Genomic DNA, 26,502 nt, shown 5'->3' with positions numbered 1-26,502 from the left:
TGACAGCACAGTGAATTATGCATATAAATTCAATATAGATTGTTTTTATAATATGGTTTATATGGGGTTTTCCTGATAATATAATGTGGGATATTATAGTGTTATTAGGTTATTAGGAACATTTAATGCTGTTTCATAACTGAAAGGAAATTGAAAAAAAACTGAAACTTTTCTCATAAAAATTCAATCTAACTTGAAAAATGAAAGGAAAATGAAATTTTCCAAAAGATATTCTTTGTTAAGATAAAAAGCATACATACAAAAAGTATTGACATATCTTAAAAATGTATTTTCAAGATATAGTGGGGGAAAAGATGAGATTAGAAAAACAATTAATAAAAAAGGTGTATTATGAAACATTCCTAATGGAAAATGAAACAAAACCAACTCTTGACGTACTTGGACAAGCTTATGTAAACGAAGAAAAAAATCAGATTTCTGATGGGTCTTATATTCGTTTTGCACAAGGTGAATTTTATTATCGTCATCAAGATTTTGAAGCAGCTATTTTTAAATGGGAGAAGGTTAGTAATGAATTAGCACCATGGGCACAAAAAAATATTGCGGATGCTTATTTCGAACTTAATCAATTATCATTTGCTGAAAATATTTATACTTCCGTTACTACTGATAATAAAATATTGATGACCGAAATTAGATTACAATTACTTTCTCTTTACATTGAGCAAAATAATTTTGACTCAGCTTTCGGTGTTATTAAAGAAGCAGTTTCTTTAAATCCTGATTATCCGAATGTCACAAAAATTGCCCGTTCCTTTTATGAGGAACAGCAAGATTTTGATAGTGCAGTAGAGCTTGCTGTGAATGAGTTAATTCGAATAGAATCGTATCCGTGGTTTGAGGTGTTAAAAGGATATATCGATAAAGGGTTTACTAAACATATTTCACCAGACTATTTTTATGATGCATTAGCTACATTAAATAATGTAGATCAAGTACAATTTACACAAATGGTTTCATCACTTTGGAACAGTTATAAAGATGAACAAAATTATTTATTATGGCTTAATACAATAAATGAATTTTTCTTACATATTGAAATACATTCGTCCGATATATGGAACAAAGTTTCTGCTCTTTACGAAGAAACGTACTTTGCATTAATTCAAGGTCAATATACGCTTAGACAATTAAACGATATCATACCAAATCTGTTAGCAAATTGGTTAAAGGTAGTCAATCCATCTTATGCTGTATTTCCATCTGCAGCTGTATTGGCATGGGATGAGATTTTCCCTTCCAAAATAGATTCAGCAAATATAGAACATGCGGAAAATTTACTGTCACATTCTATTAATCATGTAAATGGCTTAGAGTACAGCTTACATCTTTTTGAATCTATTACACAATGGGCACAAAAGCACAATATAGAAATAGGTCACCGATTTAAATGGCTAGTTGACGAGCTCGCAGATTTAAGAACAAATCGTATTTTAGTAACGGGAACTTCAGGAAACGGAAAAACTACATTTATTAACTCTATATTAGGAGAAAATATATTAGAAAAATCAATTTCAAATGTAGTAGTTTTAAAAAATGATGCTCATATAGAAATAAACGCCATAACAGACTCAGCAATTACAACAACGGAAGATGTCTCTGATTACCATAATATGATGTCTCAGCACCATCAAACATATAGAGATAGAGCGTGTGTTGAATTTAAATTACCATGCAGATTTTTAAATGAAAATAAACTTACATTTGTAGTGACACCTGGCTTTAATAGGAATAACGACACTAGAGATGAGATATTCGAATATTTAAATTCTGTAGACGAATTACTATTCGTATTGAATGCGGATTCACCTTTTACTGATAAAGAACGTGACATTCTATTAAGTATTCAAGAACATACGCCAAATTTACAAATTCATTTCTTATTAAATAAAATCGATAACATTTACAGTGAAGCAGAAGTAAAAAGGGTATTACATGATACGGCAGCGAGAATAAACACATATTTCCCACATGCGAGAATTTTCCCTTATTCTTCGTTATATACAAGTAGTCAACAATTAAATGATTTAACTGAGTTTATTCATTTTAACTTTAATCATAAACATATCGATGCAGAACGTACTGAAAAGTTATTATATTTCATTCGAAAAACAATTACATATCTTTTGGATAAACGTGTTGAGAAAGAAAACAATCTAGTGGATGCTATTAATTGGAATGAAGATATGCTAGTGAAACTAAACGGTAGCATTAATAACCTTACTGCATTTGAGAGGGAAAAAATTCATTTCATTACACAATCATATCGTTCAATGAAGACTGAAATTACGAATGATCTTACTGAAAATATCCCGAAGATATTAAAGAGTTGTTCTAATATAATTAGTGAAGAAAGTGATTTCGGGCACATGGATACGGAACTAAATAAAGCAATGAATGAAAGAGTGCATAAATATTTAGAACAAACTGTACTACCTAATCTTGCTCTTTCTATGCAAAATTGGATTGCAACTTCTAATAATGAGCTTCTTCAAAGCCAAACGTATTTAGAAGAACTTAGTGAAGGGCTTAATTCACTATTTGGAGAAAATAGAATACAGTTAGAATGTGACTTTAAAGTGCTTGATGACTGGCGCAGAGATACTGACAGGATGACGACTAGAATACAAATGGATGAAGTAAATATTTTACGTCGATTTACGCCAGCACAATTTTTACTGAAAAGTGCCGGTAAATTATTTGGAGTTCTTCCTAAAAATAAATCTATGCTATATAACAAATACAAACAGTATGTAGAAAATGAAGATTATACTGAGGTAACGGCTTCTATTATGAAGAAATTTTTCTTGCAATTTGAGCTGTTTGAAAACACACAAGAGCGAGATATTAATATATTCTTTAGGAATCCATTTAACTCCTTAAAGCAAGCTGTAGAAAACACGCATTTAGAAATACAAGAAAAACAAGAGATATTACATAAGATGAAATCAAATCCTGAAATCTATCATGATTCTATCATGCTCTTTGAATTGAGATTGCGTCAATGTGAAGTAATTTTAAATATAGGTAATGATAATACCTATACGGATGTAGCTTTAGAAACAAGCGTAGAATAAAAGTAAAAGGGAGCAACTGTAATAAGTTGCTCCCTTTTTCATATATAGATTATTTTTCTGTTTCTTTAATTTTAGTTTGTACTTCGCCAGTTTTAATTTTATTGCTTTCTGAGAAGCGTAATAAATCGCCTTCAATAATTTTGTCAGACATTCGTAATTCATTTTGGGCACGTTTAATGAGGGCTTGAGCTTCTTTTTTTGGTAAATCTACAATTTCACCTGTTATACGGTCGTAGAAAGTGTTGTTTTTGTATGCATACTTATCTGTAATGAAGCTACCATCACGTAAAACAACAAAGCCAGTATATTCATCTGAAAACATATCATGGCCAAAACGAATATCATTCGTAGAATCAACACCTAATAAATTTAGAATAGTAGGTTTCATATCGATTTGTCCAGTAGGCTTTGAAATAGTTTGACCTTCTGTTTGTCCAGGAATATGAATATATAAAGGTGTACGTTGTAAATTTAAAGTATCAAATTCTGTTATTTGATCTTTTTCTAAAAACTGTGCCATTGCACGATTATGTTTTTCGGAAATACCATAATGATCACCGTATAACACAATAATAGAATCATCGTAAAGCCCCTCGGCCTTTAGACGTTCAATAAATTTTTTAATTGATTCGTCTAAGTAACGTGCTGTTACGATGTAACGATCAAATACGCCATTACCAGAGTTGTATGGTTCAATGAATTTTGTATCTTCATCATACGTAAATGGATAATGGTTTGTTAAAGTAAGGAAACGAGCATAGAATGGTTGATTAACAGTTTTTAATATATCTACTGATTGATCAAAGTATTCGATATCTTTTAATCCCCAATTTAAATTTGTTTCTGGTGTAATTTTGTAATCAAGCTCATTATAGTAACGATCATAACCAAGAGCAGAGTACATAATATTACGATTCCAAAATGTTGCGTTATTCGCATGGAATACAGAAGTGAAATAACCTTGCTGACGTAAAATTTCTGGAGTTGCAGTATAATCATTGTTACCGTGTGTGAAGAATACAGCCCCTCGATTTAATGGATACAACGACGTATCGATTAGAAATTCAGAATCGGATGTTTTCCCTTGACCAGTTTGATGGAAAAAGTTATCAAAGTAATAACTTTCATTTATGAATTCATTTAGGAATGGTGTAACTTCTTGCCCATTGACTGATGCGCCTATTAAGAAGGTTTGCAAGGATTCAAGAGTGACGACAATTACATTTTTTCCTTTCGCTGCACCAAACATATTAGGGTTTGGCTCGCTTTGGTTTGCTTTTACGTAGTTTTCAGTTTCTTGTAATTTACTACTATCAGCAAGCGCTTTTTGTGAACCGGCTTTTACTTGCAGTGTTAAGTCATATACTTGGTGAGTATATAGGCCTAAATTTTTGACAAGCATTACTCGGTCGAATGATCTCGTTAATAATTCAGGGCGCTCTTTTTCTGCAAGATGTAGATTCGCAAAGAATACACCAATTGTTAAAAGAAAGTATAACAAGCGTGTAGAATGAGTTACACGTTCGGTTTTAAAGACCAATGATTTCTTTTTTAATAAAATAAAGAAGAAAACAATGTCTACGAATGCGAGTATAATTTTGTAGTTTAATATTTCTATAATACTGCCGCCTAATTGTCCAAAGTTTGAGGTTTGTCCAAGTACTGGTAATGTAACGAAATCACTATAAAAATCATAGAACATTACATTTCCAACGAGTACGATTGTTAATAAGAAATTAATACATAGCGCTATATAATTTCGCTTTTCACCAGTTGAAAATAATGCTAATCCAACAAATGCTAATGATGCGGCTAGAGGACTAATAAACAAAATAAGCTCTTGCGTTGAAGACTCGATTTTTAAATCAAAACTGAATCGCGTAATAAGATATGTTTTTAACCATACTGCTAAAGCCATTATTATAACAAAGCTTATATTTTGCATTTGTAAATTTATTTTATTCTTCATTTTTACACCTTCTTTATACAATTTATTTAACTGAAGTTACATATTATGTTTTTATAACTATTAGAGTGTAATGAACCATTTAGACTCTGTTTTCTAAAGGGAATAATTTGAAGTATTCATATACATACAATGGGGATTTTTAAAGCGTAGTAGCATAAATATAACTCTTTTTGAGAAACGGACAGAACAAGTCATAGTTGTAGTGAAATTGACTTATAGACATCCTACCATATTAAACACTATGATGATGTTACAAAATATCGAACAAATGAAAGTGAAAATGGATAGAGACTTTTAAAACTGTTGACATTCAATTTATTAGAATTGAATACCAACAGTTTTAAATATGTAGTTATATTACATATGTATCTTGTAAAATTCCGATTTTTTGTCGGTTAATCATTAGCCGGGAAGGATAGGAGGGCTTATTAATATATTTTTACTATATAAGTAAAGTGTTTTGAAATTAGGAATATTTGACTAGAATCTTAATGATAGAAATTAAATGTCAGATAAGTACTTTCCAACATACAGACCACTTGCAGCTGCTTGAGATAATGAGTGCGTAACGCCTGAACAATCTCCAATTAAAAATAGCCCATGTATACTAGTTTCAAAATGATTATTAATTTTTATCGTAGGAGCATAGAACTTTCCATCAATTCCATATAGTAAAGTATGTTGATCAATAGGTTCTTGTATAAATTGTTCTAAACGTAATAAAAATTCTTTGAGCCCTTCAATATATAATTGAGGAATTTCTTGATTCAAATCTCCATAATCCCCCTGTAGTGTAGGCTGTATACGGCTATGTTCCATGCTGTTTTCCGCTGTAGGTTGTTTCTTTAGTAAGTCCTCTAAGCGCTGTATAACAACCCGATCTCGTCCTTGGTTAATGCCTTTAATAATTGAACTTGCGTATACATTTGCTTCTTTGAGAGTTGGAAAATAGCGAGGAATAAATAAAGTGAAATTTAAATTAGAAGTGCCAGTTCCTTGCTCTCGAAAATTTTGACCGTCAGGCATAACTAAACCTTCTTCGTACTTTCGAATGATGCGTCCTTTTGGATTCATACAGTAAGTAGTTGCTGTGAAATGCTCACCTTGATAAGAAAGTTTTGTTTCAAAAGTATCTTTTAATATAGAACGTAATTGATGTTCTTTCATTTCTACTCTAATTCCTAAATCTACACGTGTTTGCTCCTGAGAAATATTTAGGGAACTGCACATTTCTTTTAACCAATCGGCCCCAGAGCGCCCAGTTGCAAATACTAGTTGCTTAGTTTGAACTGTTCCTTGATTTGTATCTATTGTAAAATGATCTTCCTGTTTCAGAATATGTTGTACATCTATATGAAATTGGATCTTTATTTTCGTCAGTAAAAATTCATAGAGCTGCTGAAAAATGTTACTGGAAAGTGTAGTACCAAGATGTCTTACTTCTGTTGTTAGCATTTGTAAACCACACGCTTCAGCTCTCTTAGTGAGACTTGAATTTTCAGTAGAATATTTTGAAACCGAACTTCCACCAAACTGACATAGAATTTCATCTACTTCAGCCATGAGTTGTATAAAACCCTCTTTACCGACTTTTTTCTCAAGTTCTCCGCCAAATCCGTTTGTATAATTAAATTTCCCTTCAGATTTGCCTAAACCACCAAACCCGAAATATTTATCACATGTAGTACAATTACACACTTTTCCTTCGTCTAAAGGACAATGGCGATCTTCTAGCGCTTTACCTTTATCAAGAATTAAAACTTTTTTGTTACTTTTAGCTAGTGAATAAGCCATAAAAATGCTACTTACTCCAGCGCCGATAATCGTAATATCATACATATTCTTCCACCTGCTAACGAATAGTTTGTTTTTTATTTTTCTAGTGTATAACAATTTTATGAAGTTAAGAAATAGCTTTTATTAATAAAGTGGGAGTTTTTGAACTTGATGCTTTATTAATTTCTACGAGTGGTGGAGTAAATACAAAAATTTTTATTTGAAAGAAGAAACAGTTAAAAAAATAACTATGTCATATGATTAATAACATCTTACATAGAAAAAAACAGACCTTTTAAGTGAAGAGGTCTGTTAATGATTTTAAATCTTATTTAGCAAACACATGATTACCAATTACTGCTACTGTTTGACGTGTCGTAATCCACCTGTCCGTTGATGTTTTTGGATTGTAGAAATAAATCCAGTCTGAATCTACTCCATTTGTGGAGATAGCCTCTTCTACAGCCATTTTTGCTTCTGCACTTGCAGGTTGATTAATTCTTCCATCTGTAACAGGAGTAAATGCATATCCGTATTTAATAGGTTCATAAATAACGCCTGTTATTGTATTTGGAAAACCTTTTGCATTTACACGATTTAGTATAACTTTGGCTACTGCTACTTTTCCTTTATAGGATTCGCCACCTGCTTCAGCGGTAACTAAGCGTGCCATTAAGTCTTTTTCTTTTTGTGAAATACTTGAGTTGATTTTTAAATGTTGTCCTGTATAAAGCTTGTTTCCGACTGTATTGTTAATTTGTTTTATAGATTGGACAGTGACATTGTAACGCTTTGCTATCGTTTCTAATGAATCTCCCGGTTGTACTTGATAAATAATTTGTTCAGAAATGTTCGCAGGCTTGGCGTTTTGAGGAACAGTGATTTCATTTGATTTCACGGACCCCGGAATATGTAACTGTTCGCCAATAAAGGTTTTATCGTTTCCTTTATTATTAGCCTGTTTAATGGATTGTATTGAAACTCCGTATTGTTTACTAATGCCCCAAAGTGTATCGTTCTTTTTTACTGTATGAATGGTAGAAGCTTCAGCTGTACTTTGACTACATACGAATGTAATTGCGGCCGCAGATAAAGGAATTATATGTTTTATTTTTAGTAATTTCATTGTAAATCCTCCTAAGAAAAAATTAAGGTGAAACGATTAAGTAATGTAGTTTAAAATGTGTATATGCGTAATATATTAATGTAAGTATATTAGCACATATAAAATAAATAATCACTATAAGTTTCATATTCGTTTAGTGTAGAGTCAGAATATGAAATATTGCATATGAAAATACATTGAAGTTCATATTTCTGATTACTATAATCTATTTAGTAGAAAGGGAATACGTTATAGAATTAATCATTATAGATTAATATAATGATTAATAATTATTAATAGGAGGATTGATGTAATGAAAATATTTCAAAAAATGTGTGCGTCAACTGTAATCATTACAACACTTTTAGGAACAGGAGGCACTATCAATAGTGTATATGCTGATTCTATAGAACAGCAGAGTAAATTAGGGATAGAACAAGAAACAGATAAGCAAATCATTGTAAAATTTAAAGCGGATTTGGATTTGCCATATGAAGATGGTATTGAAAAACAAATACAATCTCAAACGAATGATAAAGTAATAAAAGATCTTTTGACAGAATATCCAGATGTAACATTTACTCGTTTATTCACATCTGTAAGCCCGGAACAAATACAAAACCTTGAAGTGAAAGCACCTAATCATGTATCTACAAGTCTATTAAACTACTATATTCTTCAAAATCAAAATAGTGGGTATGAAGAAGAAATAGTAGATAAGTTAAAGGCATCTTCTTTAATAGAAGATGCGTATATGAAGAAACAAGAGAAAATAATGCCACCTGAAGTGCAATCATCAAGTGTAGCTCTTAATCCTAATAACAATCCTAGATTTAAAAAACAAGGTTATCTTGAAGCAGCCCCATACGGTATTAATGCGCCTTTCGCCTGGGGAATTCAAGGCGGTAATGGAAATGGTATTACTTTTGTTGATATGGAATACGGATGGCTATTAAATCATGAGGATTTATTACATCAAAATATTGAATTAATGTCTGGAAGAAATATAAATCAGCATGTCGGTCATGGGACGTCTGTACTAGGAATTGTATCTTCTGAGGACAATGAAGTCGGGAATATTGGGATTGCGCCAAAAGCGAAAGCAAAGGTTATCTCTCAAATAAGAGATAATGGACAGTATAATACGGCTGATGCAATATTAAGCGCTGTAAATCAGTTAGAAGCTGGGGATGTTTTATTATTAGAGGCGCAAGCATCCTTTGATGGATATGGTGATAAATATTTACCTGTTGAAGTACAACCAGATATTTTTGATGCAATTCGTGCTGGTACAGATAAGGGAATTGTAATTATAGAGGCTGGAGCAAATGGGTGGAATGATTTAGATCAGTTCAAAGATAGAAAGGGTAAGCAAGTCTTAAATCGTAATAGTAAAGATTTTAAAGATTCGGGTGCAATTATGGTAGGAGCTGGCTCTTCATCTTTCCCTCATGAACGTATGTGGTTTTCGAATTATGGAAGCCGTATTGATGTGTACGGATGGGGAGAAAATGTAGATACAACTACAGCCGAGCAAAGTAGAAGTGCTGTAAATCTTTATACTTCAAGCTTTAGCGGAACATCTAGTGCTTCGCCAATTATTGCTGGGGCAGTGACTTTAGTACAAAGCATTGCTAAAGAAAATTTAGGACAACCATATAGACCAAGTGAACTAAGAGCAATATTAAGCAACCAGAGCACAGGAACAAAATCTAAAGATCCATATGCAGATAAAATTGGTGTTTTACCAGATTTGAAGTCTATACTAGTAAACTTAGGTTATGAACAAAGAAAACCAAACGGTGGGAATGAGTTACAAGTAACAGAAAATGAACCAAACAATGAGCCTAGACAGGCAAATAAAGTTAACTTTCATACACCGGTGAAAGGAACGCTACATAATAGTGATAGAGTAGATGTATTTACTTTCCAAATTGACTCACCGGAAAATATTAATATTTCTCTACTAAATGAACAAAATATCGGAATGACATGGGTACTTCATCATGAATCAGATTTAAATAACTATGTAGCATATGGTGAAAATGAAGGAAATGTAGTTAAAGGAACTTATAATGCAAAGCCAGGGAAATATTATTTATACGTCTATAAATATGAGAATAAAGATGGTTTATATGTATTGAACATAAAATAAGCAAAAGGAACTTCAGATGAAGTTCCTTTAAATTTTTCTAATTTAGTATATGTGAATGATTTTTTAACTTTACTTCTATGCAATATTTCATATTGATGAAATGTTATTTATTTTTTATGAACTAGCTTATATTATATTCAATAAGTTTGATGTAAAAACAGAAAAAGTGAGGGATAATAATGAGCAATAAGAAGTTAATTTTGAAATTATTCATATGTAGTACAATATTTATCACATTTGTATTTGCTTTACATGATAAGAGAGTAGTTGCAGCTAGCTCTGTTAATGAGCTTGAAAATTGGTCAAAATGGATGCAACCTATACCTGATAATATCCCGTTAGCACGAATTTCAATTCCAGGAACACACGATAGTGGGACGTTCAAGTTGCAAAATCCGATTAAGCAAGTGTGGGGAATGACGCAAGAATATGATTTTCGCTATCAAATGGACCATGGAGCTCGCATTTTTGATATAAGAGGACGTTTAACAGATGATAATACGATAGTTCTTCATCATGGGCCATTATATCTTTACGTAACATTGCATGAATTCATAAATGAAGCGAAACAATTTTTAAAAGATAACCCGAGTGAAACAATTATTATGTCTTTAAAAAAAGAGTATGAGGATATGAAAGGGGCAGAAGGTTCATTTAGTAGTACGTTTGAAAAAAATTATTTTGTTGATCCTATCTTTTTAAAAACAGAAGGAAATATAAAACTTGGAGATGCTCGTGGGAAAATTGTACTACTAAAAAGATATAGTGGTAGTAATGAATCTGGAGGATATAATAATTTTTATTGGCCAGATAATGAGACGTTTACCACAACTGTAAACCAAAATGTAAATGTAACAGTACAAGATAAATATAAAGTGAATTATGATGAGAAAGTAAAATCTATTAAAGATACGATGGATGAAACGATGAACAATAGCGAGGATTTACATCATCTATATATTAATTTTACAAGCTTGTCTTCTGGTGGTACAGCATGGAATAGTCCATATTACTACGCTTCTTATATAAATCCTGAAATTGCAAACGATATAAAACAAAAGAATCCTACAAGAGTAGGCTGGGTAATTCAAGACTACATAAATGAAAAGTGGTCACCATTATTGTATCAAGAAGTTATAAGAGCGAATAAGTCATTAATAAAAGAATAAAGATGATGAGAGTAAGAAGCGATAAAATATATCGCTTCTTTTTCTTTTCCAATAACCAACAATAGAAATTGTACTTTTATAATAGAAAAAAATAAAAACATAAGATATAATCATAAATATAAAATTTGTACCTATAAATTTTATATATGTGAATGAATTTGATTTGTTGTAATGAAATGGAGGTATATACTATGAAGTTTCCACATGATTTTTTATTCGGAGCTGCTTCAGCTTCTTATCAAGTAGAAGGTGCATGGAATGAAGATGGAAAAGGTGTTACGAATTGGGACGAGTTTTCAAAAATTCCTGGCAAAACATACAATGGAACAAATGGTGATGTAGCTGTTGATCATTATCATCGATATAAGGAAGATGTTCGCTTAATGGCTGAGATGGGATTAGAATCGTATCGTTTTTCTATTTCTTGGGCGAGAATATTGCCGACTGGAGATGGAAAGGTAAATGAAAAAGGGATTGAATTTTATAACAACTTAATTGATGAATGTTTAAAATACGGGATTGTGCCGTTTGTCACTTTATATCATTGGGATTTACCATTACCGTTAGAAAAAGATGGTGGATGGACGAATAAAAGAACAGCAGAGGCTTTCGTAAAATATGCAGAAACTTGTTTTAAGGCATTTGGTGACAGAGTTAAGCATTGGATTACTTTTAATGAGACAGTAATGTTTTGTGGATTAGGTTATTTAAAAGGTGCACATCCACCAGGAATCCAAAATGATGTTCCAAAGTATTTTCAAGTGACTCATTATGTATTTTATGCACATGCGAAAACAGTTGCGGTGTACAAGCAGCTGAAACAATATGGTGAGATTGGGATTACACATGTTTTCTTACCCGCTTATAGTGTGGATAATCAAAAAGAAAATATACGAGCAGCAAATCATGCGAATGAATATGAAACGTATTGGTATTATGATCCAATTTTAAAAGGCGAGTATCCGTCTTATGTTGTACAACAATTAAAGGAAAAAGGATGGACTCCTAATTGGACGGTTGAAGAATTAGAAATCATTAAACAAAATGCAGAAGAAAATGATTTTATTGGCTTGAATTATTATCAACCAATACGAGTAGAAAGATACGATATGGATATAAAGAGTGAGGAACATTCTCGAGAAAACTCAACGCTTGCTCCAGGTAACCCTTCTTTTGATGGTTTTTATCGAACAGTTAAAATGGATGATAAAACATATACAAAATGGGGATGGGAAATATCTCCCGAAGGTTTCTTAGAGGGATTGCATATGTTGAAAGCGCGTTACGGTGACATAAAGATGTATGTAACGGAAAATGGACTTGGTGATGAAGATCCAATCATTGACGGAGAAATTGTAGATGTTCCGAGAATTAAATTTATTGAAGCGCATTTAAAAGTAATGAAGCGTGCAATTGAAGAGGGAATTAACTTAAAAGGTTATTATGCATGGTCAGTGATTGATCTTTTAAGTTGGTTAAATGGATATAAAAAGCAATATGGCTTTATTTTTGTCGATCATAATGATAACTTAAAACGTAAGAAGAAACTTTCGTTTCATTGGTATAAACGTGTGATCGAAACGAGAGGGGAAGAGTTATAACAGATAAAAGAGTATTTTAGGAGAAAGTGTATGAGTGCAAAGTATAAACAAATTGCAGATGTGTTAGAGCAAAACATTCGAGATGGGCTTTTTAATGAAACGAAAAAACTACCTACAGAAGAAGCGTTGATGAATCGATTTGAAGTAAGCCGTAATACGATACGTAAAGTAATTAGTCAGCTTGTGAATAGAGGTTATATTTTTCAAGTGCAAGGTAGTGGCATGTTTTTACGCGAAACTTCTGTAACAGATTACATTAATTTAGGAAGTTTACGTGGATTAACGAAAAATCTTGTTTCACAAAATATTGAAACGAAAGTGTTAGAGCTTGAAGTAATAGATGCGGACGAAGAGATAGCAAAGCGGATGCAATGCGAAGCTGGAACTAGGTTGTATTTTTTGAAGCGCTTAAGAATTGTAGATGCTAAACCATTCTCTATTGAAGTAAGTTATTTCAAAAAGGATATTATTCCATATTTGAACGAAGAAATAGCATTAAGCTCTGTATACAGTTATTTCATTGAAGATTTACGATTAAATATTGGTTTTGCTGATAAAGTTATTAGTTGTGAAAAAGTAAATAAAGAAAATACACAGCTTTTAGAATTAAATGAAGGTGATCCGGCGCTTCTTATTGAAAATACAGTGTATCTTGTAAATGGAACAATTTTTGAGTTATCTCAGTCGATGCTTCATTATGAAAAGGCGAAACTTTTAAATCGAATTAATTTTAAATGAAAAATTATCGTGTGAAAAAAGCAACTGGTCCTAAGTGATCAGTTGCTTTTTATTTTTTAAGTGGATGAGCAAAAAAACACGAAAGTGGTTGGTCCGCTTTTTGCAAACATCTATTATGATAAGAGAAGAAAGGTAGTATGTTATCAACGTTTTAAAGAGGAAGGTTTTTATGTAAGTTCTTTAATTAAAATAGATGGGTCTTAGAGAGGTGAAAAGACAATGAGTTTTGCAATTTCACTAGTCGTTATTATTGTAATTGTATCGCTATTTGGGACTGTACTAGTTGCAAGAAACGTGGAGGAGAATTACGGTAAGTCTACAAAAAGAAATGTGAAAAACTTATCTGCAATCTATATTCTTCTTCTTTTTGTTCTACTGGCCGGGGTAACATGGTATGCGGTAATGATTTAATAGTTTGTAAAAGAAGTGAAATGAGAGTATGAAGTTGAAATTTCAGAAGCTATTGAGTAATCAGAAAGAGAACCATTTTGGATATATCCATTTACGGATAAGAAAATGTGACTAATTAATACTATTTTTACGGTGAATACTGTTAGTAAAAAATGAGGATAGTTCGTTTTGAAAGGAGGAAACTAGATGGAATGGAAACCAAATCGTGCAGATAAGACACCTGTATATAAACAAATTGCTGATTATATTGAAAGAGGCATTTCTTCAGGTGAATTTCCTTCTGATAGTAAGTTACCTTCTGAGCGTATATTGGCAAAGGAATTACAGGTGAACCGGAGTACAATAGTAGCTGCGTATGAAGAATTAAAATCACTTGGAGTAGTAGAACGGCAAAAGGGAAGCGGAACACGGGTTAATACAGACATATGGGGTGTCTCACATAAACGAATACCGAACTGGGGTAGGTACGTGGAGGATGGATCGTTCTTACCTAACGTACCACTCGTTCAACAAATTCGAACGGAAACACAAAAAGATGATTTAATTAATTTAGCGAGTGGTGAACTGTCACCAGAATTAATTCCGAGTGATAGATTTCGAACAATTTTGGCGGAGAAAACATTTATGGAAAATCTCGGCTATGACCATCCACTTGGAAATGAGATGTTGAGAAAAACAATTGCAGCACATGTTCAGCAATATAAACAAATTGAAGCAGATTCAAGCTCTATTCTTATTACGTCTGGAGCACAACAGGCGCTTAATCTTATCGTTCAATGTTTATTAAAACCTGGCGATGCGATTGCGATTGAAGATCCTTCATATTGTTTTTCACTTCCAATGTTTAAATCGGCCGGTTTAAACATATTTCATTTACCTGTTGATGAGCATGGAATGAATCCAGATGACTTAATCGATTTGCACAAAAAGCATCGTATTCGTATGGTCTTTTTGAATCCAGATTATCAAAATCCAACAGGTACTGTGCTTTCATTAGCGAGACGTAAAAAGATTTTAGAACTGTCTTCTGAGTTCGGTATACCAATTGTAGAAGATGATCCGTATAGTTTAATTTCTTTTAATGGAGAAGTGAACCCGACATTAAAATCAATGGACCAAAATGGAAATGTTCTTTATATAAGTTCATTATCAAAAATTGTTGCATCAGGATTACGTATTGGATGGATAATTGGTCCTACACGCGTAATTGAGCGTTTAGCAGATGCAAAGCAACAAGTTGATTTTGGCCATAGTGTATTTACGCAGTGGGTAGCAAATCAATTTTTAGAATCAAAGGATTTTCATACACATATTACGATACTTCGTGGACAATTGAAGCAAAGAAGAGATGAATTAATTGCAGAGCTTGAAGGAACATTGGGAGACCGAGTTGAATGTTTCGTGCCAGAGGGTGGAATACATGTATGGTGTAAAGTGAAAGGAAAGTTTGATGAATATCACTTATTAGGTGAATCTATACGGAATGGTGTCGCATTTGTTCCGGGCAGTGTTTTAGGTTCGAAAAATGAATATATACGATTTACGTTTGGTAGAGCGAATATAGAACAAATTCAACTTGGAATTAAACGGTTTGCCGACACGCTAAATGAAATTTCATAATATGGATGTGTGATAGTGAAATGAGGGAAAGAAATGAAGTACGTGATGCTTTTACTTCAAGTAGGCGTGCTATATATATTTAGCTTAGTTGGTACGTGGATTCAGGAAATATTCCATCTATCAATACCGGGAAGTTTAATAGGGATGTTAATGCTGTTCCTGCTCCTTTCCACTCGCATTTTACCGTTAAAATGGTTTGAGTTAGGTGCGGAAAAGTTAATCGTATTTTTACCGTTATTTTTAATCCCTTCGACAACAGGGCTGATGGAATACGGGTCTTTTCTTTTAAGTAAGGGGAGTATTATATTCCTTTTAGTAGTTGCAAGTACTGTAGTAACTTTGATTGTTTCAGGGTATATAAGTCAATTATTAATAACAACAAAAAAATAAAATCGACAAGGTGCACGATTCAAATGGTCTTAATTATTATTACTGTAGCAATTTATTTCTTGGCGACAAAGCTATATAAAAAATTTACGTTTGCATTTACGTTACCGGTGTTAACAGTTACGGCAATTATGATTTGTTTATTTTTCATTTTTGGTATTTCTCATCATGAGTATAGGGAAAATGGAGGAGACATTCTTTCAAGCTTATTGAGCCCTGCAATTGTAGCATTAGCCATACCTCTATTTAAAGAGCGAAAGATACTTATGAAAAATTTTTTATCGATACTTATTGGAGTAGTGATAGGTATAGTGGCTGTAACGAGTATGAATGTAGTGATTGGCGGAATTTTAAATATAGATAAGGAACTTATATTAACTACTTTACCACAGTTAGCAACGATGCCTATTGCCCTATCATTAGCGGATCAAATTGGTGGTATTCCATCTATGACTTCTAGTTTTGTAGTTGTTGCAGGAATAACAGGTGCTATTATCGGACCAACAGTACTTAAGCTTTTCAGTATAACAAGTACGATTGGAAAAGGAGTTGGAATGGGCTGTGCATCACATATTATCGGTGTGAGCCGTTTAGTGAAGGAAGGCGAGAAAGAAGCGACTATCGGTTCGGTAACGATGATTGTAACTGGAATACTCATTAGTATACTAATACCGTATGGAACGAAATTTATTTTTTAAATGTAATGGAGATGATAACAATGACAACATGGTTTATAGTTACATTATTTGTTTTTGGAGCTATTAAAGTATTAGTTTCTAGCATGCCCACTTCTGTTGTAGAATCAATTATTAGTAAATTTGAATTGCATCAAAAGCTTGAGGCGGAAAATACTTCTATATCGATAGATGGAAAAAATATAGAGGGAGAAATGAAACTACAAGTTATTCATGAATTTAATGAGGCTTTGTTTTTAGATAAACATTATTTCCCGCCGCACGGAGAAGGGACACCAATAGTCATTGATACGAAGAAAGGGAATAAAGAGATTAGGTTTTCTCTATATAGCTATGAGGAACATGTTGATGTCATTAAGCAATATAAGAAGAAAGTCGTTGCCTATCGTTTACGCTCTAAAAGCCTTCAAACACTGGCACCATTAGCAATAATGGAAGAGTATGCTTAAGAAGGGACCTATAATGGTCTCTTTATTTTTTTATCCAATTATATACGTTCCAAATAAAAGAATAATAAATCATATAACCAAATAAAGAATATGTATGGTTCCAATTCGCACTATGTACAAATAAACCTAAACTTTCAGCAATCTGTTCAAAAAGGCTAGCGCAAATACCGATCGAAATAATAAATAGAATTCTAGAAACTTTAGATAATTTTTTTGAAATGTGTATAAAGATAACTGTTAAAATCGGCAGTACGAACGATGTAAAAGCTATATTAACTGAAAATGTGGATGAGAAGGGTCTAGCTGGAAAGGAATATATTTGTTTATGAACAAAAAAAGCATCTAAACAAGTTCCAATAATAGAAGAGAGAAAGATTGTAACTACTAATGCTAGAAACTCATTCTTCTTCTCGGAGGAGGACATTTTTCTTTGCGAGAATTGCGAGTTCAATTTTTTCGAGTGTTTTGCAGTAGTCTTCTGTAATTTGTCCATTTATATTTTCCTCCTTATCAACTAAGTAATTTACAACTTGCCAATCGGTAAACCAATCTTCACTGTCAACTTCTTCATGCTTCATATCTCGCCATGCATAGATGAGTGAAGGACTGTATATACGATAAGCGCCACTTCGCAACTGGCATTTCTTTATTCGGCGCTTATAAAACTCACGGGAAAAAGATTCATTTACACTTGAAAATAAATGGGGCCAGTAATCTTTCCTTGATCCTGTATGCGGATGATGTTGGGCCCAGCTTATTATTTGAGATAAAACATGTGTATCTCGAAATAATAATGAATACAATCTTTTTCCAATTAATATTCGTTCATGTAAGGAAGTGAAATGTTTCATTGTATCACCAAATAGTAATACTTTTTGTTTTTTATCATTTTCGTAGAATGGGAAAAGGATATGATTAAACTGAAAGAAATCAAAGAGTTTAAATCCAATACTATTTAGTACAGTCTTTTTAAATTGTACATTTTGAATCACTCTTTTTTCTAAGTAGTTTTGTTCATTAACAATAGTTGCAATCGCTAATGTTTTTTTGTTGCCTGTTTTCCAAAAATCGTTCCACATCGTTTCCATAAATGTAGAAACATTTAGGTGAGGGAGAAGGTGAAATAACTTTTGTGATCTCTTTACACTTTGTTCGTAAAGTAAAAATTGAGGGTATACATCTTGGAAAATAAGCCAATTCCCTCTTTCTAAAAAAGAAAAAAATATGAATTGATCTTTCTCTGATAAAATTCTCGTATATAAATCGCCCTTTAAATCAGTCATATTCCAACCGCCGTTACGTGATACCATATGCCCAAGCAGTGCCCAATGTATTTCTGGATATTGAATGTAAAATTGGTAGTATGCGCGTGTTCTTGTAACATTATTTTTATTTAGCTGTTCTGTTTGTATTTTTATTTTGTTGATGAGGAGTTGCTCTTCTTTCGTTAATTTATACATGGTATCAGAAGGAATAAGTTTGCTTTTTTGTTTCAATTCATTTTTTACATCGAATAGGGAGAGAGGCAGTGCTTTGGAAGGTCCGTTATATGTATGATATGAATTGTTTCGGTCCATTCCGTTACCTCCCTTTTTCATAAATTTAAACATGATTATTGGCTATGAATCATTCTATTTATTTTATTACGAGTATAAGAAATAAATGAGCGGTGTTTTTTTACAAGGAATTTATTTATCATGCAAACAGTATAAAAAATCTTACTGTTGTGAGGTGAAATGAAAAACAGAAACTAAGTTTAATAGTTTCTGTTTTTTTATTTTGTCAATTAAATGTAACAAACGACGATTATGATTTGAATCAATTGAAAATAATTCAATAAATATTATTTAAATTGAGATGTTTCGTAGGAGGAAAAGGAATGTTAAATAAAATAATTTTAATTACTGGTGGTACAGGTTCGTGGGGGCATGAACTTATAAAACAACTATTAGAAAAATCACCGAAAGAAATTAGAGTTTTTTCAAGAAATGAAACGGTCCAGTTTGAAATGCAGCAACAGTTTATAAATGATGATAGGTTAAAATTTATTATTGGAGATATTCGTGATAAAGATCAACTAGTCTATGCTTGCCAAGGTGTACATTATGTGTTCCATCTTGCAGCTTTAAAACATGTTCCAGTATGTGAGTATTATCCTTATGAAGCTATAAAAACCAATATACATGGTACGCAAAATGTAATTGAAGCCTCTATACAGATGCAAGTTGAAAAAGTTATATATGTTTCAACGGATAAAGCAGCTGATCCATCAAATACGTATGGGATGACAAAAGCAATTGGTGAAAAATTAATGGTTCATGCGAATATACAAACGAAGAAAACAAAATTCATTTGTGTTCGTGGTGGAAATGTTTTAGGAACGAGTGGAAGTGTAGTACCACTTTTTAAACAACAAATTAAAAAATCTTCAGAAGTAGGGATTACCGATGCGAATATGACTAGATTTTTCTTAACAGTTGAAGATGCTGTTGGGTTGTTATTTAAAGCCGTATCTCAAGGTAGAGGCGGGGAAATCTTTGTTATGAAAATGCCGGCATGTAAAATAACAGATTTAGCAGAAGTGTTAATTGAATATTCAGGAAAAGAAAATGTTAAGGTAAAAGAGGTAGGGATAAGACCGGGTGAAAAATTAAGTGAAATGCTTCTATCTGAGGTAGAGAGTAAAACAAGTATAAGTTTTGATCAAAATTATTTTGTGGTACTACCGACTATTCCTATAGAAGGACTTCAAGAATATTATTCTAGCTATCCTTTAGTGGATGTGAAGAGTTTTAGTTCTCAACAAGATTTACTTGCAAAACATGAGGTGAAACAAATGCTATTAAAAGGAGGGTTTTTGCGATGAAAAAAAATGCGAGCCTTTTAATAACTGGTGCAAATGGTTTCACAGGACGCCATGCTTGCCACTATTTTTTAGAGCAGGGCTTTCATGTAATTCCTATGTTTCAAAATCGTGCACATAGAGAAAAAAATAGAAATGGTATTACTTGTAATTTAACTAATAAGAGCGAAGTAATGAAGGTAATGAAACAAATAAAGCCAGACTACGTATTGCATTTAGCAGGAAGGAATTCGGTCATAGAATCTTGGACAGCTGCTCTTGAGTATATAGAGATTAATGTAATAGGAACGTTATATTTATTAGAAGCAATTAAGCAAGAAGCCTCGCATTGTAGAACATTAGTTATAGGATCTGCTTTGCAAGCAGATAGTATGAACGAAATAAAAATTTCAAATCCATATAGTTTAAGTAAAACGATGCAAGTCATTATTGCAGAGGCTTGGGGAGGATTAATGGATTCAAATATTATCATTGCAAAGCCCTCAAACTTAATTGGTCCAGGGAAATCGAATGGCATTTGTTCGATTCTCGCAAAGAAAATGTTAGATATAGAATCAGGTAGAAGTAAATCCATTATTGAAGTAAACAGTTTGAAAGATAGTAGAGATTTTCTAGATGTACGTGATGCGATTAAAGCGTATCATGTGTTATTACGAGATGGAATAAATGGAAAACAATATAATATCGGATCAGGAGTAAAACGATCTTTATTAAATGTACTAGAACAATATAAAGAATTAACACAGCTAAATTTTTTTATAGAGGAAACAGAGAAAAATGGGAGCGACTCAAATGAGAGTTTAGCAATAGAGGAAATAAAAAGGTTAGGTTGGATCCCAGAAATTGAATTTCATCAATCATTAAAAGATGTACTTGAGTATGCGAAGTGTAGTGACATCTGCATGCAATGAAAAACAAAAAAGGGTGTAAGAAATATATGAATGATTATGAAATAATAGATAATCAAAATACGCTATTTCTTTCAATTGTTGATACGTTGGATTGGAGAGATGAAGAAGCGCATGTATTGCATCTTTATGAGGCAATACATAAATATCAAGCGTATGTAGAAGAAAAAAGGGTTAATCAAATAAAGTCAGCATTAGAGACGGAAACTAGATATGTGATTCAAATCTTTGCTCAATACGAGTGTAGTGAGTATGGAAATGATTTTTATGAACTCATTAACGATCTTTTACAAGATATAGAGGTGGAGTTAAAGATTTATATAAAAAATAATAAGTTTATTTACATTTAAAAGGTAAAGAGAAAGCTAGATTTTTAATAATAAAGGTGGGTATAAGTTATGAGCAAAACGATTCTTTTTACTGGGGGCGGTACAGCCGGACACGTTATGATTAATATTGTATTAATTCCTAAATTTATAGAGAAAGGCTGGAGAGTCGAGTATATTGGATCAAAAAATGGAATTGAAAAATCATTAGTGCAAAATGTTAAATACAATAGTGTTTCAACGGGCAAGCTTAGGAGATATTGGGATTGGGAAAATTTTAAAGATCCTTTTAAAATTATACGAGGTTGTTTACAAAGTTATAAATTAATTAAGAAAACAAAGCCTGACGTTATCTTTTCAGCAGGAGGATTTGTTTCAGTTCCTGTAGCTATAGGAGCATGGTTAAATCGTGTGCCTATAATTATACGTGAACCAGATAGCACATTAGGACTTGCCAATAAAATAGCATTACCTTTTGCTACAAAGCTATGCACAACATTTCCTCAGACAGGAGAAAATGTAAGTAATGAGAAGAAGGTTTATGTAGGACCAATTGTAAGGGAAGAAATTGAGAAGGGTAACGTATTACGAGGAAGAAGATATTGTGAATTTCAGCAAGATAAACCAGTATTATTAATTATGGGTGGGAGTCAAGGTGCTAAGTGGATAAATGATATGGTAAGGGAATGTTTAGATACAATACTATTAAACTTTAATATTATTCATATATGTGGTAAAGGAAAGGTAGACCCATCTATTGGCATGGAGGGGTATATGCAATTTGAATATATAGGCGACGAGTTGCCACATATACTAAATATGGCAAGTGTTGTAGTTTCCAGAGCGGGTTCTACTGCTATTTCTGAATTGTTATTTTTGAAGAAACCGATGTTGCTTATCCCGTTAACTAACAGTTCCAGTAGGGGAGATCAAGTTTTAAATGCTGAATATTTTTCACGGCAAGGATATGCTGAAGTTATACTCCAAGACAGAGTAAGTACGAATACATTTATACATGCAGTAAATAAGTTGTATACAAATAAGGAGAAATATATTCAAAACATGAATGGATATAAGAAAACAAATGATGAGGGAATTCATCAAATAATAGATATAATAAATGAAGTGGTGAAGTAATAGAAATGTAAATAGAAAAACAAAAGGAAAGAAGGTATCTTCATTCCTTTTTACTATATTTGTTCAAATTCATTATTATTTATTCTAATTAGTTATGTACTATCGGTGAATGCCGTTTTCTAATAGCTCAGTAAATGCATGAATATGAATAGGTTTACTGTAATAATAACCTTGAATAAACTGACATTTATTTTTTTGAAGGAAATTTACGTGCTCTTTTGTTTCTACACCTTCAGCAATGACAGACATTCCTAATGTATTTGCTAATGTGATGATCGTTTTAATAATTTCCATTCCATCATCACATGTTTCAGACATTGTAATAAATTCTCTCGGGATTTTTAACGTATCAATTGGATATAAAGGTAAGTAGGCTAGCGAAGAATAACCTGTACCAAAGTCGTCGATTGAGATGTGAATCCCTAAACTTTTTAGTGTACGCAGTTTTATCAATGTTTCTCGCTCATCCATCATTGCAATTCGCTCTGTTAATTCAAGATCAAGAGAGCTTGCTGGTAAACCTGTATTTGTTAAAGTAGAAGAAATAGATTTTACAAAATCCTCTTGTTCAAATTCTTTAGCAGATAAATTTACACCTATTTTTAAATGTGAATATCCGAGTGCGTGCCAACGTTTCATTTGCTTACAAGCCTGCTCTAATGTCCATTTTCCTATTGAAATAATTTGTAGTGTTTCTTCTGCAATCGGAATAAACTCGTATGGAGAAATAATACCTAATTCAGGATGATTCCACCTAATTAAAGCTTCTGCACCGATAATTTTATTAGATTCACTATCAACTTGAGGTTGATACAAAAGGAACAATTCTTCATTTTGTAGTGCGTTTGGTAAATCTTTTTCTAATCGTAATCGTCTTTCAATTTTTTTAGCGATTACATCGTCATAAATAGAGACAGAATTAAGCTCTTTTGCTTTTGCATCATACATTGCAACATTAGCGTTTTTCAGAAGTGTAGCGGTATCGATTCCGGAATGTGGATAAATAGCGATACCGATACTCAGTGATAAAGTTAATTTATGCTCATGTATGATAAATGATTTTTTCATGCATTCAAATAATTGGTTACATAATTGGAATAAGTAATCTTCGTCAGTATAGTTTTCAATTATGATTGTAAATTCATCGCCACCGATTCTTGAAAGATGAGTATGTGATGGAAGACATGATTGGAATCGCTTTGCTACTTCTTCTAATATGTAATCTCCTGACGAATGTCCAAGTGTATCGTTAATTGCTTTAAAGCGATCTAAATCTAAATATAATAATGCAAACTCGCTTTCTGTTATTTTAGCATTTTTTATAACTCTCTTTAATTTCTTATGGAAAAAGGCACGGTTCCCAATTTTCGTTACAGTGTCATGGAATGCTAAATATTTTATTTCTTCTTGCTGTTTTTTTAGTGCAGTAATATCTTTCACCATAATATAGCTTCCTGAAATTTGTCCGTCTATTATAATAGGAATGATTGTAACGTATAAAAAATAAGTAAAGCCATCTTTATATTGAGAACTAAGTTGTAAGAATGCCGATTCTTGTTGTTTCACTTTTTCTAATGCCAATGCTAGCTTATGCTTATCTTCATCTAAAATGATCGAAAAACAAGTTTCGCCTAGTAACTCATCCGTTGGTGCCCCAAGTAGTACACTCCCAGCCTTATTTACATTTAAGAATGTTCCATTTAAATCAATGGTGAAAATAGGGTCAGGATGATATTCATATAATGATTTAAACTTTTGTTGTTTTTGAGAAAGAGCCTCTGATTTATGAACTAAATCAGACGTCCGTACAGTAACTTTTTCTTCTAGTTGGGCATTAAATGCCTGTAAACGTTTTGTTAAGGAATTGTTTTGCATACGTACGATAGAATGACGAATGAGTACGAAAATAAAAGTAATACAATTCCCTGTAATGAGAGTTGAAGATGATGTTTGTTCTTTTAATGTAAACCCGATTAGTATTGCAACAGCAAGATAGGGAAATACAACTAAAGCTTTTTTTCCTATTATAGGGTTTACAATGAAATAATTTTTATGGCTATTATGATCTTCTGAAATAGAGCCAGCTATTGCAATAAGTAATATAGGTATTCTATATAAAAGACGTAATAATGTTATCGTTTCAGTTGATAAATGGTTATTTAAGTAAAAATAAATATAGTTAAAAGTTGCAGAACTTATTAATACAAAAATAAAGATATAAATTTTCCGTTTGGAATTAAAAATTGTTGGACGGAAAAAGAGACTAACACCTAGCAGTAGAAATAATAAATCTGCAATTGGGTATAAAAATGAAAGGAAAACATCCCCTAGTGAAAGAGCGAATATATTTAAATTTGGCTGATTAAATAAATACCATTCTAATGTAAATATGGAAGTAAGCACTATGCATATATCACAAATAAAGAACGCTTTTTCCCATTTATTGCATTCCTTTAAAATTTTATAGCAGAAAGCGATAAGACAGAAAAATAGAAAAAACATGTAAAATACATCAGAAATAGTAAAACGATCTATTGGAATTTCGAAGAAGCTATCTTGATATGTATATACTATTTTCCCTAATAAAAAACTACCAATTGCTATTGTAATACATATCCAAAATGGATTTGAACTGACTTTTTTAGAATATATAGAGTAAATCAGTGATACAAATGTAATGGCTTCGACGATAAGTGAAGCGAAGCGTACATCTGAATTTGAAAAATGAGTAGGGAACAGATAGAAAAACATAAAATAGATTGAATAGCATATTAATGTTCCGATTAATATACATAATTGTAAATTTTTATTTAATTTCAATGAAATCACCTTCTTTAATTATGCACTATGTTCGTTATATCTATACATAATAATATTATTTAAGAATTGTATCAGATTTCCTTATAAAAATCATGTTTATAAGGAAAGTGTTAAAGAGTATAAGTATTCTTAAAGTTGAAAAAATATTGCGGTTGATAGTATAGACTGTATCAAGACTTTAAATAGAAATTGTATATTTAGTCATCCTTTGAATTGTAAAGTTTTTTTAGTGATTTGTAAGTGGAGATGCAAAATTGCATATAAAATGATGGGGCTTTTTATTTTTAGTCTGAAAATTAATATTTGTAGAAATGTTAGGAAAAGATATAAAATAAGAACGTGTATTCTTACAGAGTGGAATAGTATTGCCACTAAATAGGGAGGTTTTTTTATGATATATCGAATTAAAGATGCAGAAATATACTATGAAATTGTGGGGGAGGGTAAACCGGTCATTATCATACATGGCTGCGCTCCTGACCATAGGTTAATGATGAAATGTATGGAATCAGTATTTCAGAAATATGAAGGTTATAAGCGAATATATATTGATTTACCTGGAATGGGAAAATCGAATGCTCCAAATTGGATAAATAGTTCAAATCGTATAGTAGATGTGCTTATCACATTTATTGAGGAAATCATTTCTACTGAAAAATTTTTATTGGTAGGAGAATCATATGGAGGCTATTTAGCCAAAGGTATACTTACAAAGATGTTTGAGAGAGTTAGCGGATTATTATTAGTATGTCCTGTTGTTGTAGCGGAGCCAGAAAAAAGGATTCTTCCAGATAAACAGGTAATTGTACAAGATCAGGAATTTTTAAATACGCTCACTTCCGCAGAAAGAGAGGAGTTTTGTGAGTTAGCTGTAATAGCAAATGAATATACATATAAGCGATTTAAAGAAGAAATTAAGTCTGGGTTAGATGTTGCTAATTATGAATTTATTGAAAGGTTGCAAAAGAATTACTCTCTTACTATGGATTTTCAGCATGAAAAATATGAAAATCCCGTTCTTTTACTGACTGGAAGACAAGATATATCAGTAGGTTATCAAAATATTATAGAAATTATTGAAGAATATCCAAGGGCAACATTAGCAGTGTTAGATATGGCAGGGCATAATTTACAAATTGAGCAGCCTGAATTATTTGAGAGTTTAGTAGGAGAATGGATTAGACGAACAAATCAGCACAGTTTATAAAGTATTTTAGTATTACCCCTAAGTGTTGAAATGGGATAAATGAACGTGATTTATTAACTTATCTCGCT

The 26,502-nt window shown here is 32.1% G+C and carries 21 protein-coding genes; 15 read left to right on the top strand and 6 right to left on the bottom strand.

Annotated elements, in window-relative coordinates; genetic code table 11:
• The first annotated feature begins 314 nt into the window (after positions 1–314).
• Positions 315–3,098, top strand: a complete 2,784-nt coding sequence (locus DN400_RS07210) for a dynamin family protein (RefSeq protein WP_016512419.1) — start codon at positions 315–317, stop codon at positions 3,096–3,098.
• A 49-nt stretch (positions 3,099–3,147) separates the two neighbouring features.
• Here DN400_RS07210 and DN400_RS07205 read toward each other — a convergent pair whose 3' ends face one another.
• From DN400_RS07205 to DN400_RS07190, 3 genes are all read right to left on the bottom strand, one after another.
• Complete coding sequence (locus tag DN400_RS07205) at positions 3,148–5,067, bottom strand: LTA synthase family protein (protein WP_000791039.1); 1,920 nt, start codon at positions 5,065–5,067, stop codon at positions 3,148–3,150.
• Positions 5,068–5,568: 501 nt separating this feature from the next.
• On the bottom strand, positions 5,569–6,906 hold the full coding sequence (locus DN400_RS07195; protein ID WP_000272120.1) for an NAD(P)/FAD-dependent oxidoreductase: 1,338 nt from the start codon (positions 6,904–6,906) through the stop codon (positions 5,569–5,571).
• 265 nt (positions 6,907–7,171) lie between these two features.
• Entirely contained in the window at positions 7,172–7,969 is a 798-nt protein-coding gene (locus DN400_RS07190) for a cell wall hydrolase (RefSeq protein ID WP_000771004.1), read from the bottom strand.
• A gap of 292 nt (positions 7,970–8,261) precedes the next feature.
• Here DN400_RS07190 and DN400_RS07185 point away from each other — a divergent pair, with 292 nt between their 5' ends.
• The 9 genes from DN400_RS07185 to DN400_RS07145 all read left to right on the top strand — a co-directional run bounded on the left by DN400_RS07185 (position 8,262) and on the right by DN400_RS07145 (position 17,173).
• Positions 8,262–10,103, top strand: a complete 1,842-nt coding sequence (locus DN400_RS07185) for a S8 family peptidase (protein WP_061659877.1) — start codon at positions 8,262–8,264, stop codon at positions 10,101–10,103.
• A 179-nt stretch (positions 10,104–10,282) separates the two neighbouring features.
• A complete protein-coding gene (plcA, locus tag DN400_RS07180) occupies positions 10,283–11,272 on the top strand; it encodes a phosphatidylinositol diacylglycerol-lyase (protein WP_065229236.1) in 990 nt (329 codons plus the stop codon).
• A 191-nt stretch (positions 11,273–11,463) separates the two neighbouring features.
• Positions 11,464–12,873 carry a glycoside hydrolase family 1 protein gene (locus tag DN400_RS07175; protein ID WP_000671632.1) on the top strand — a complete coding sequence of 470 codons (1,410 nt, stop codon included), beginning with the start codon at positions 11,464–11,466 and terminating at the stop codon, positions 12,871–12,873.
• 30 nt (positions 12,874–12,903) lie between these two features.
• On the top strand, positions 12,904–13,611 hold the full coding sequence (locus tag DN400_RS07170) for a GntR family transcriptional regulator (protein WP_065229234.1): 708 nt from the start codon (positions 12,904–12,906) through the stop codon (positions 13,609–13,611).
• Positions 13,612–13,830: 219 nt separating this feature from the next.
• Positions 13,831–14,022 (top strand): hypothetical protein, encoded by a 192-nt coding sequence (locus DN400_RS07165; RefSeq protein ID WP_000006458.1) that lies wholly within the window; start codon positions 13,831–13,833, stop codon positions 14,020–14,022.
• Positions 14,023–14,208: 186 nt separating this feature from the next.
• Positions 14,209–15,642: a MocR-like pyridoxine biosynthesis transcription factor PdxR gene (gene pdxR / locus DN400_RS07160; RefSeq protein ID WP_000454956.1), complete on the top strand. Its 1,434-nt coding sequence runs from the start codon at positions 14,209–14,211 to the stop codon at positions 15,640–15,642.
• A 33-nt stretch (positions 15,643–15,675) separates the two neighbouring features.
• Positions 15,676–16,032, top strand: coding sequence for a CidA/LrgA family holin-like protein (locus tag DN400_RS07155; protein WP_000878380.1), 357 nt, complete (start codon positions 15,676–15,678; stop codon positions 16,030–16,032).
• Positions 16,033–16,055: 23 nt separating this feature from the next.
• Positions 16,056–16,727, top strand: a complete 672-nt coding sequence (locus DN400_RS07150; protein WP_065229232.1) for an LrgB family protein — start codon at positions 16,056–16,058, stop codon at positions 16,725–16,727.
• 20 nt (positions 16,728–16,747) lie between these two features.
• A complete protein-coding gene (locus DN400_RS07145) occupies positions 16,748–17,173 on the top strand; it encodes a YfmQ family protein (protein WP_000214633.1) in 426 nt (141 codons plus the stop codon).
• A gap of 22 nt (positions 17,174–17,195) precedes the next feature.
• Here DN400_RS07145 and DN400_RS07140 read toward each other — a convergent pair whose 3' ends face one another.
• Both DN400_RS07140 and DN400_RS07135 read right to left on the bottom strand, forming a co-directional pair.
• The gene (locus tag DN400_RS07140; RefSeq protein WP_071713493.1) at positions 17,196–17,597 is read right to left on the bottom strand and encodes a CBO0543 family protein; all 402 of its coding nucleotides are present in this window, start codon (positions 17,595–17,597) and stop codon (positions 17,196–17,198) included.
• Positions 17,572–18,750 (bottom strand): DUF2515 domain-containing protein, encoded by a 1,179-nt coding sequence (locus tag DN400_RS07135; protein WP_065229231.1) that lies wholly within the window; start codon positions 18,748–18,750, stop codon positions 17,572–17,574. Before DN400_RS07135 ends, DN400_RS07140 begins: the two co-directional genes overlap by 26 nt.
• A gap of 302 nt (positions 18,751–19,052) precedes the next feature.
• Here DN400_RS07135 and DN400_RS07130 point away from each other — a divergent pair, with 302 nt between their 5' ends.
• The 4 genes from DN400_RS07130 to DN400_RS07115 are packed head-to-tail and all read left to right on the top strand — an operon-like array spanning position 19,053 to position 22,407.
• Positions 19,053–20,039, top strand: a complete 987-nt coding sequence (locus DN400_RS07130) for a UDP-N-acetylglucosamine 4,6-dehydratase family protein (protein WP_065229230.1) — start codon at positions 19,053–19,055, stop codon at positions 20,037–20,039.
• Positions 20,036–20,947 carry an SDR family oxidoreductase gene (locus DN400_RS07125; RefSeq protein WP_065229229.1) on the top strand — a complete coding sequence of 304 codons (912 nt, stop codon included), beginning with the start codon at positions 20,036–20,038 and terminating at the stop codon, positions 20,945–20,947. The genes DN400_RS07130 and DN400_RS07125 overlap by 4 nt, the downstream gene beginning before the upstream one ends.
• Positions 20,944–21,294, top strand: coding sequence for a DUF6572 domain-containing protein (locus DN400_RS07120; protein ID WP_071713492.1), 351 nt, complete (start codon positions 20,944–20,946; stop codon positions 21,292–21,294). The genes DN400_RS07125 and DN400_RS07120 overlap by 4 nt, the downstream gene beginning before the upstream one ends.
• A 48-nt stretch (positions 21,295–21,342) precedes the next feature.
• A complete protein-coding gene (locus tag DN400_RS07115; RefSeq protein WP_053563777.1) occupies positions 21,343–22,407 on the top strand; it encodes an undecaprenyldiphospho-muramoylpentapeptide beta-N-acetylglucosaminyltransferase in 1,065 nt (354 codons plus the stop codon).
• Between the two features lie 99 nt (positions 22,408–22,506).
• Here the strand turns inward: DN400_RS07115 and DN400_RS07110 are convergent, their stop codons facing one another.
• Positions 22,507–25,227: a sensor domain-containing protein gene (locus DN400_RS07110; RefSeq protein ID WP_065229227.1), complete on the bottom strand. Its 2,721-nt coding sequence runs from the start codon at positions 25,225–25,227 to the stop codon at positions 22,507–22,509.
• Positions 25,228–25,618: 391 nt separating this feature from the next.
• Between DN400_RS07110 and DN400_RS07105 the strand changes: the two genes are divergently transcribed.
• The gene (locus DN400_RS07105) at positions 25,619–26,434 is read left to right on the top strand and encodes an alpha/beta fold hydrolase (RefSeq protein WP_065229226.1); all 816 of its coding nucleotides are present in this window, start codon (positions 25,619–25,621) and stop codon (positions 26,432–26,434) included.
• The last annotated feature ends 68 nt before the right edge of the window (positions 26,435–26,502 follow it).

The organism is Bacillus sp. AR8-1 (assembly GCF_008042345.1).
Classification (GTDB): domain Bacteria; phylum Bacillota; class Bacilli; order Bacillales; family Bacillaceae_G; genus Bacillus_A; species Bacillus_A cereus.
The sequence above is the reverse complement of the archived record's forward strand: the minus strand, read 5'-3'. Positions and strand labels throughout refer to the sequence as shown.

Bases quoted from the DNA above. Each gene is read 5' to 3' on its own strand.
- DN400_RS07210 (WP_016512419.1), top strand. From the start codon at position 315: ATGAGATTAGAAAAACAATTAATAAAAAAGGTGTATTATGAAACATTC.
- DN400_RS07205 (WP_000791039.1), bottom strand. From the start codon at position 5,067: ATGAAGAATAAAATAAATTTACAAATGCAAAATATAAGCTTTGTTATA.
- DN400_RS07195 (WP_000272120.1), bottom strand. From the start codon at position 6,906: ATGTATGATATTACGATTATCGGCGCTGGAGTAAGTAGCATTTTTATG.
- DN400_RS07190 (WP_000771004.1), bottom strand. From the start codon at position 7,969: ATGAAATTACTAAAAATAAAACATATAATTCCTTTATCTGCGGCCGCA.
- DN400_RS07185 (WP_061659877.1), top strand. From the start codon at position 8,262: ATGAAAATATTTCAAAAAATGTGTGCGTCAACTGTAATCATTACAACA.
- plcA (WP_065229236.1), top strand. From the start codon at position 10,283: ATGAGCAATAAGAAGTTAATTTTGAAATTATTCATATGTAGTACAATA.
- DN400_RS07175 (WP_000671632.1), top strand. From the start codon at position 11,464: ATGAAGTTTCCACATGATTTTTTATTCGGAGCTGCTTCAGCTTCTTAT.
- DN400_RS07170 (WP_065229234.1), top strand. From the start codon at position 12,904: ATGAGTGCAAAGTATAAACAAATTGCAGATGTGTTAGAGCAAAACATT.
- DN400_RS07165 (WP_000006458.1), top strand. From the start codon at position 13,831: ATGAGTTTTGCAATTTCACTAGTCGTTATTATTGTAATTGTATCGCTA.
- pdxR (WP_000454956.1), top strand. From the start codon at position 14,209: ATGGAATGGAAACCAAATCGTGCAGATAAGACACCTGTATATAAACAA.
- DN400_RS07155 (WP_000878380.1), top strand. From the start codon at position 15,676: ATGAAGTACGTGATGCTTTTACTTCAAGTAGGCGTGCTATATATATTT.
- DN400_RS07150 (WP_065229232.1), top strand. From the start codon at position 16,056: ATGGTCTTAATTATTATTACTGTAGCAATTTATTTCTTGGCGACAAAG.
- DN400_RS07145 (WP_000214633.1), top strand. From the start codon at position 16,748: ATGACAACATGGTTTATAGTTACATTATTTGTTTTTGGAGCTATTAAA.
- DN400_RS07140 (WP_071713493.1), bottom strand. From the start codon at position 17,597: ATGTCCTCCTCCGAGAAGAAGAATGAGTTTCTAGCATTAGTAGTTACA.
- DN400_RS07135 (WP_065229231.1), bottom strand. From the start codon at position 18,750: ATGGACCGAAACAATTCATATCATACATATAACGGACCTTCCAAAGCA.
- DN400_RS07130 (WP_065229230.1), top strand. From the start codon at position 19,053: ATGTTAAATAAAATAATTTTAATTACTGGTGGTACAGGTTCGTGGGGG.
- DN400_RS07125 (WP_065229229.1), top strand. From the start codon at position 20,036: ATGAAAAAAAATGCGAGCCTTTTAATAACTGGTGCAAATGGTTTCACA.
- DN400_RS07120 (WP_071713492.1), top strand. From the start codon at position 20,944: ATGAAAAACAAAAAAGGGTGTAAGAAATATATGAATGATTATGAAATA.
- DN400_RS07115 (WP_053563777.1), top strand. From the start codon at position 21,343: ATGAGCAAAACGATTCTTTTTACTGGGGGCGGTACAGCCGGACACGTT.
- DN400_RS07105 (WP_065229226.1), top strand. From the start codon at position 25,619: ATGATATATCGAATTAAAGATGCAGAAATATACTATGAAATTGTGGGG.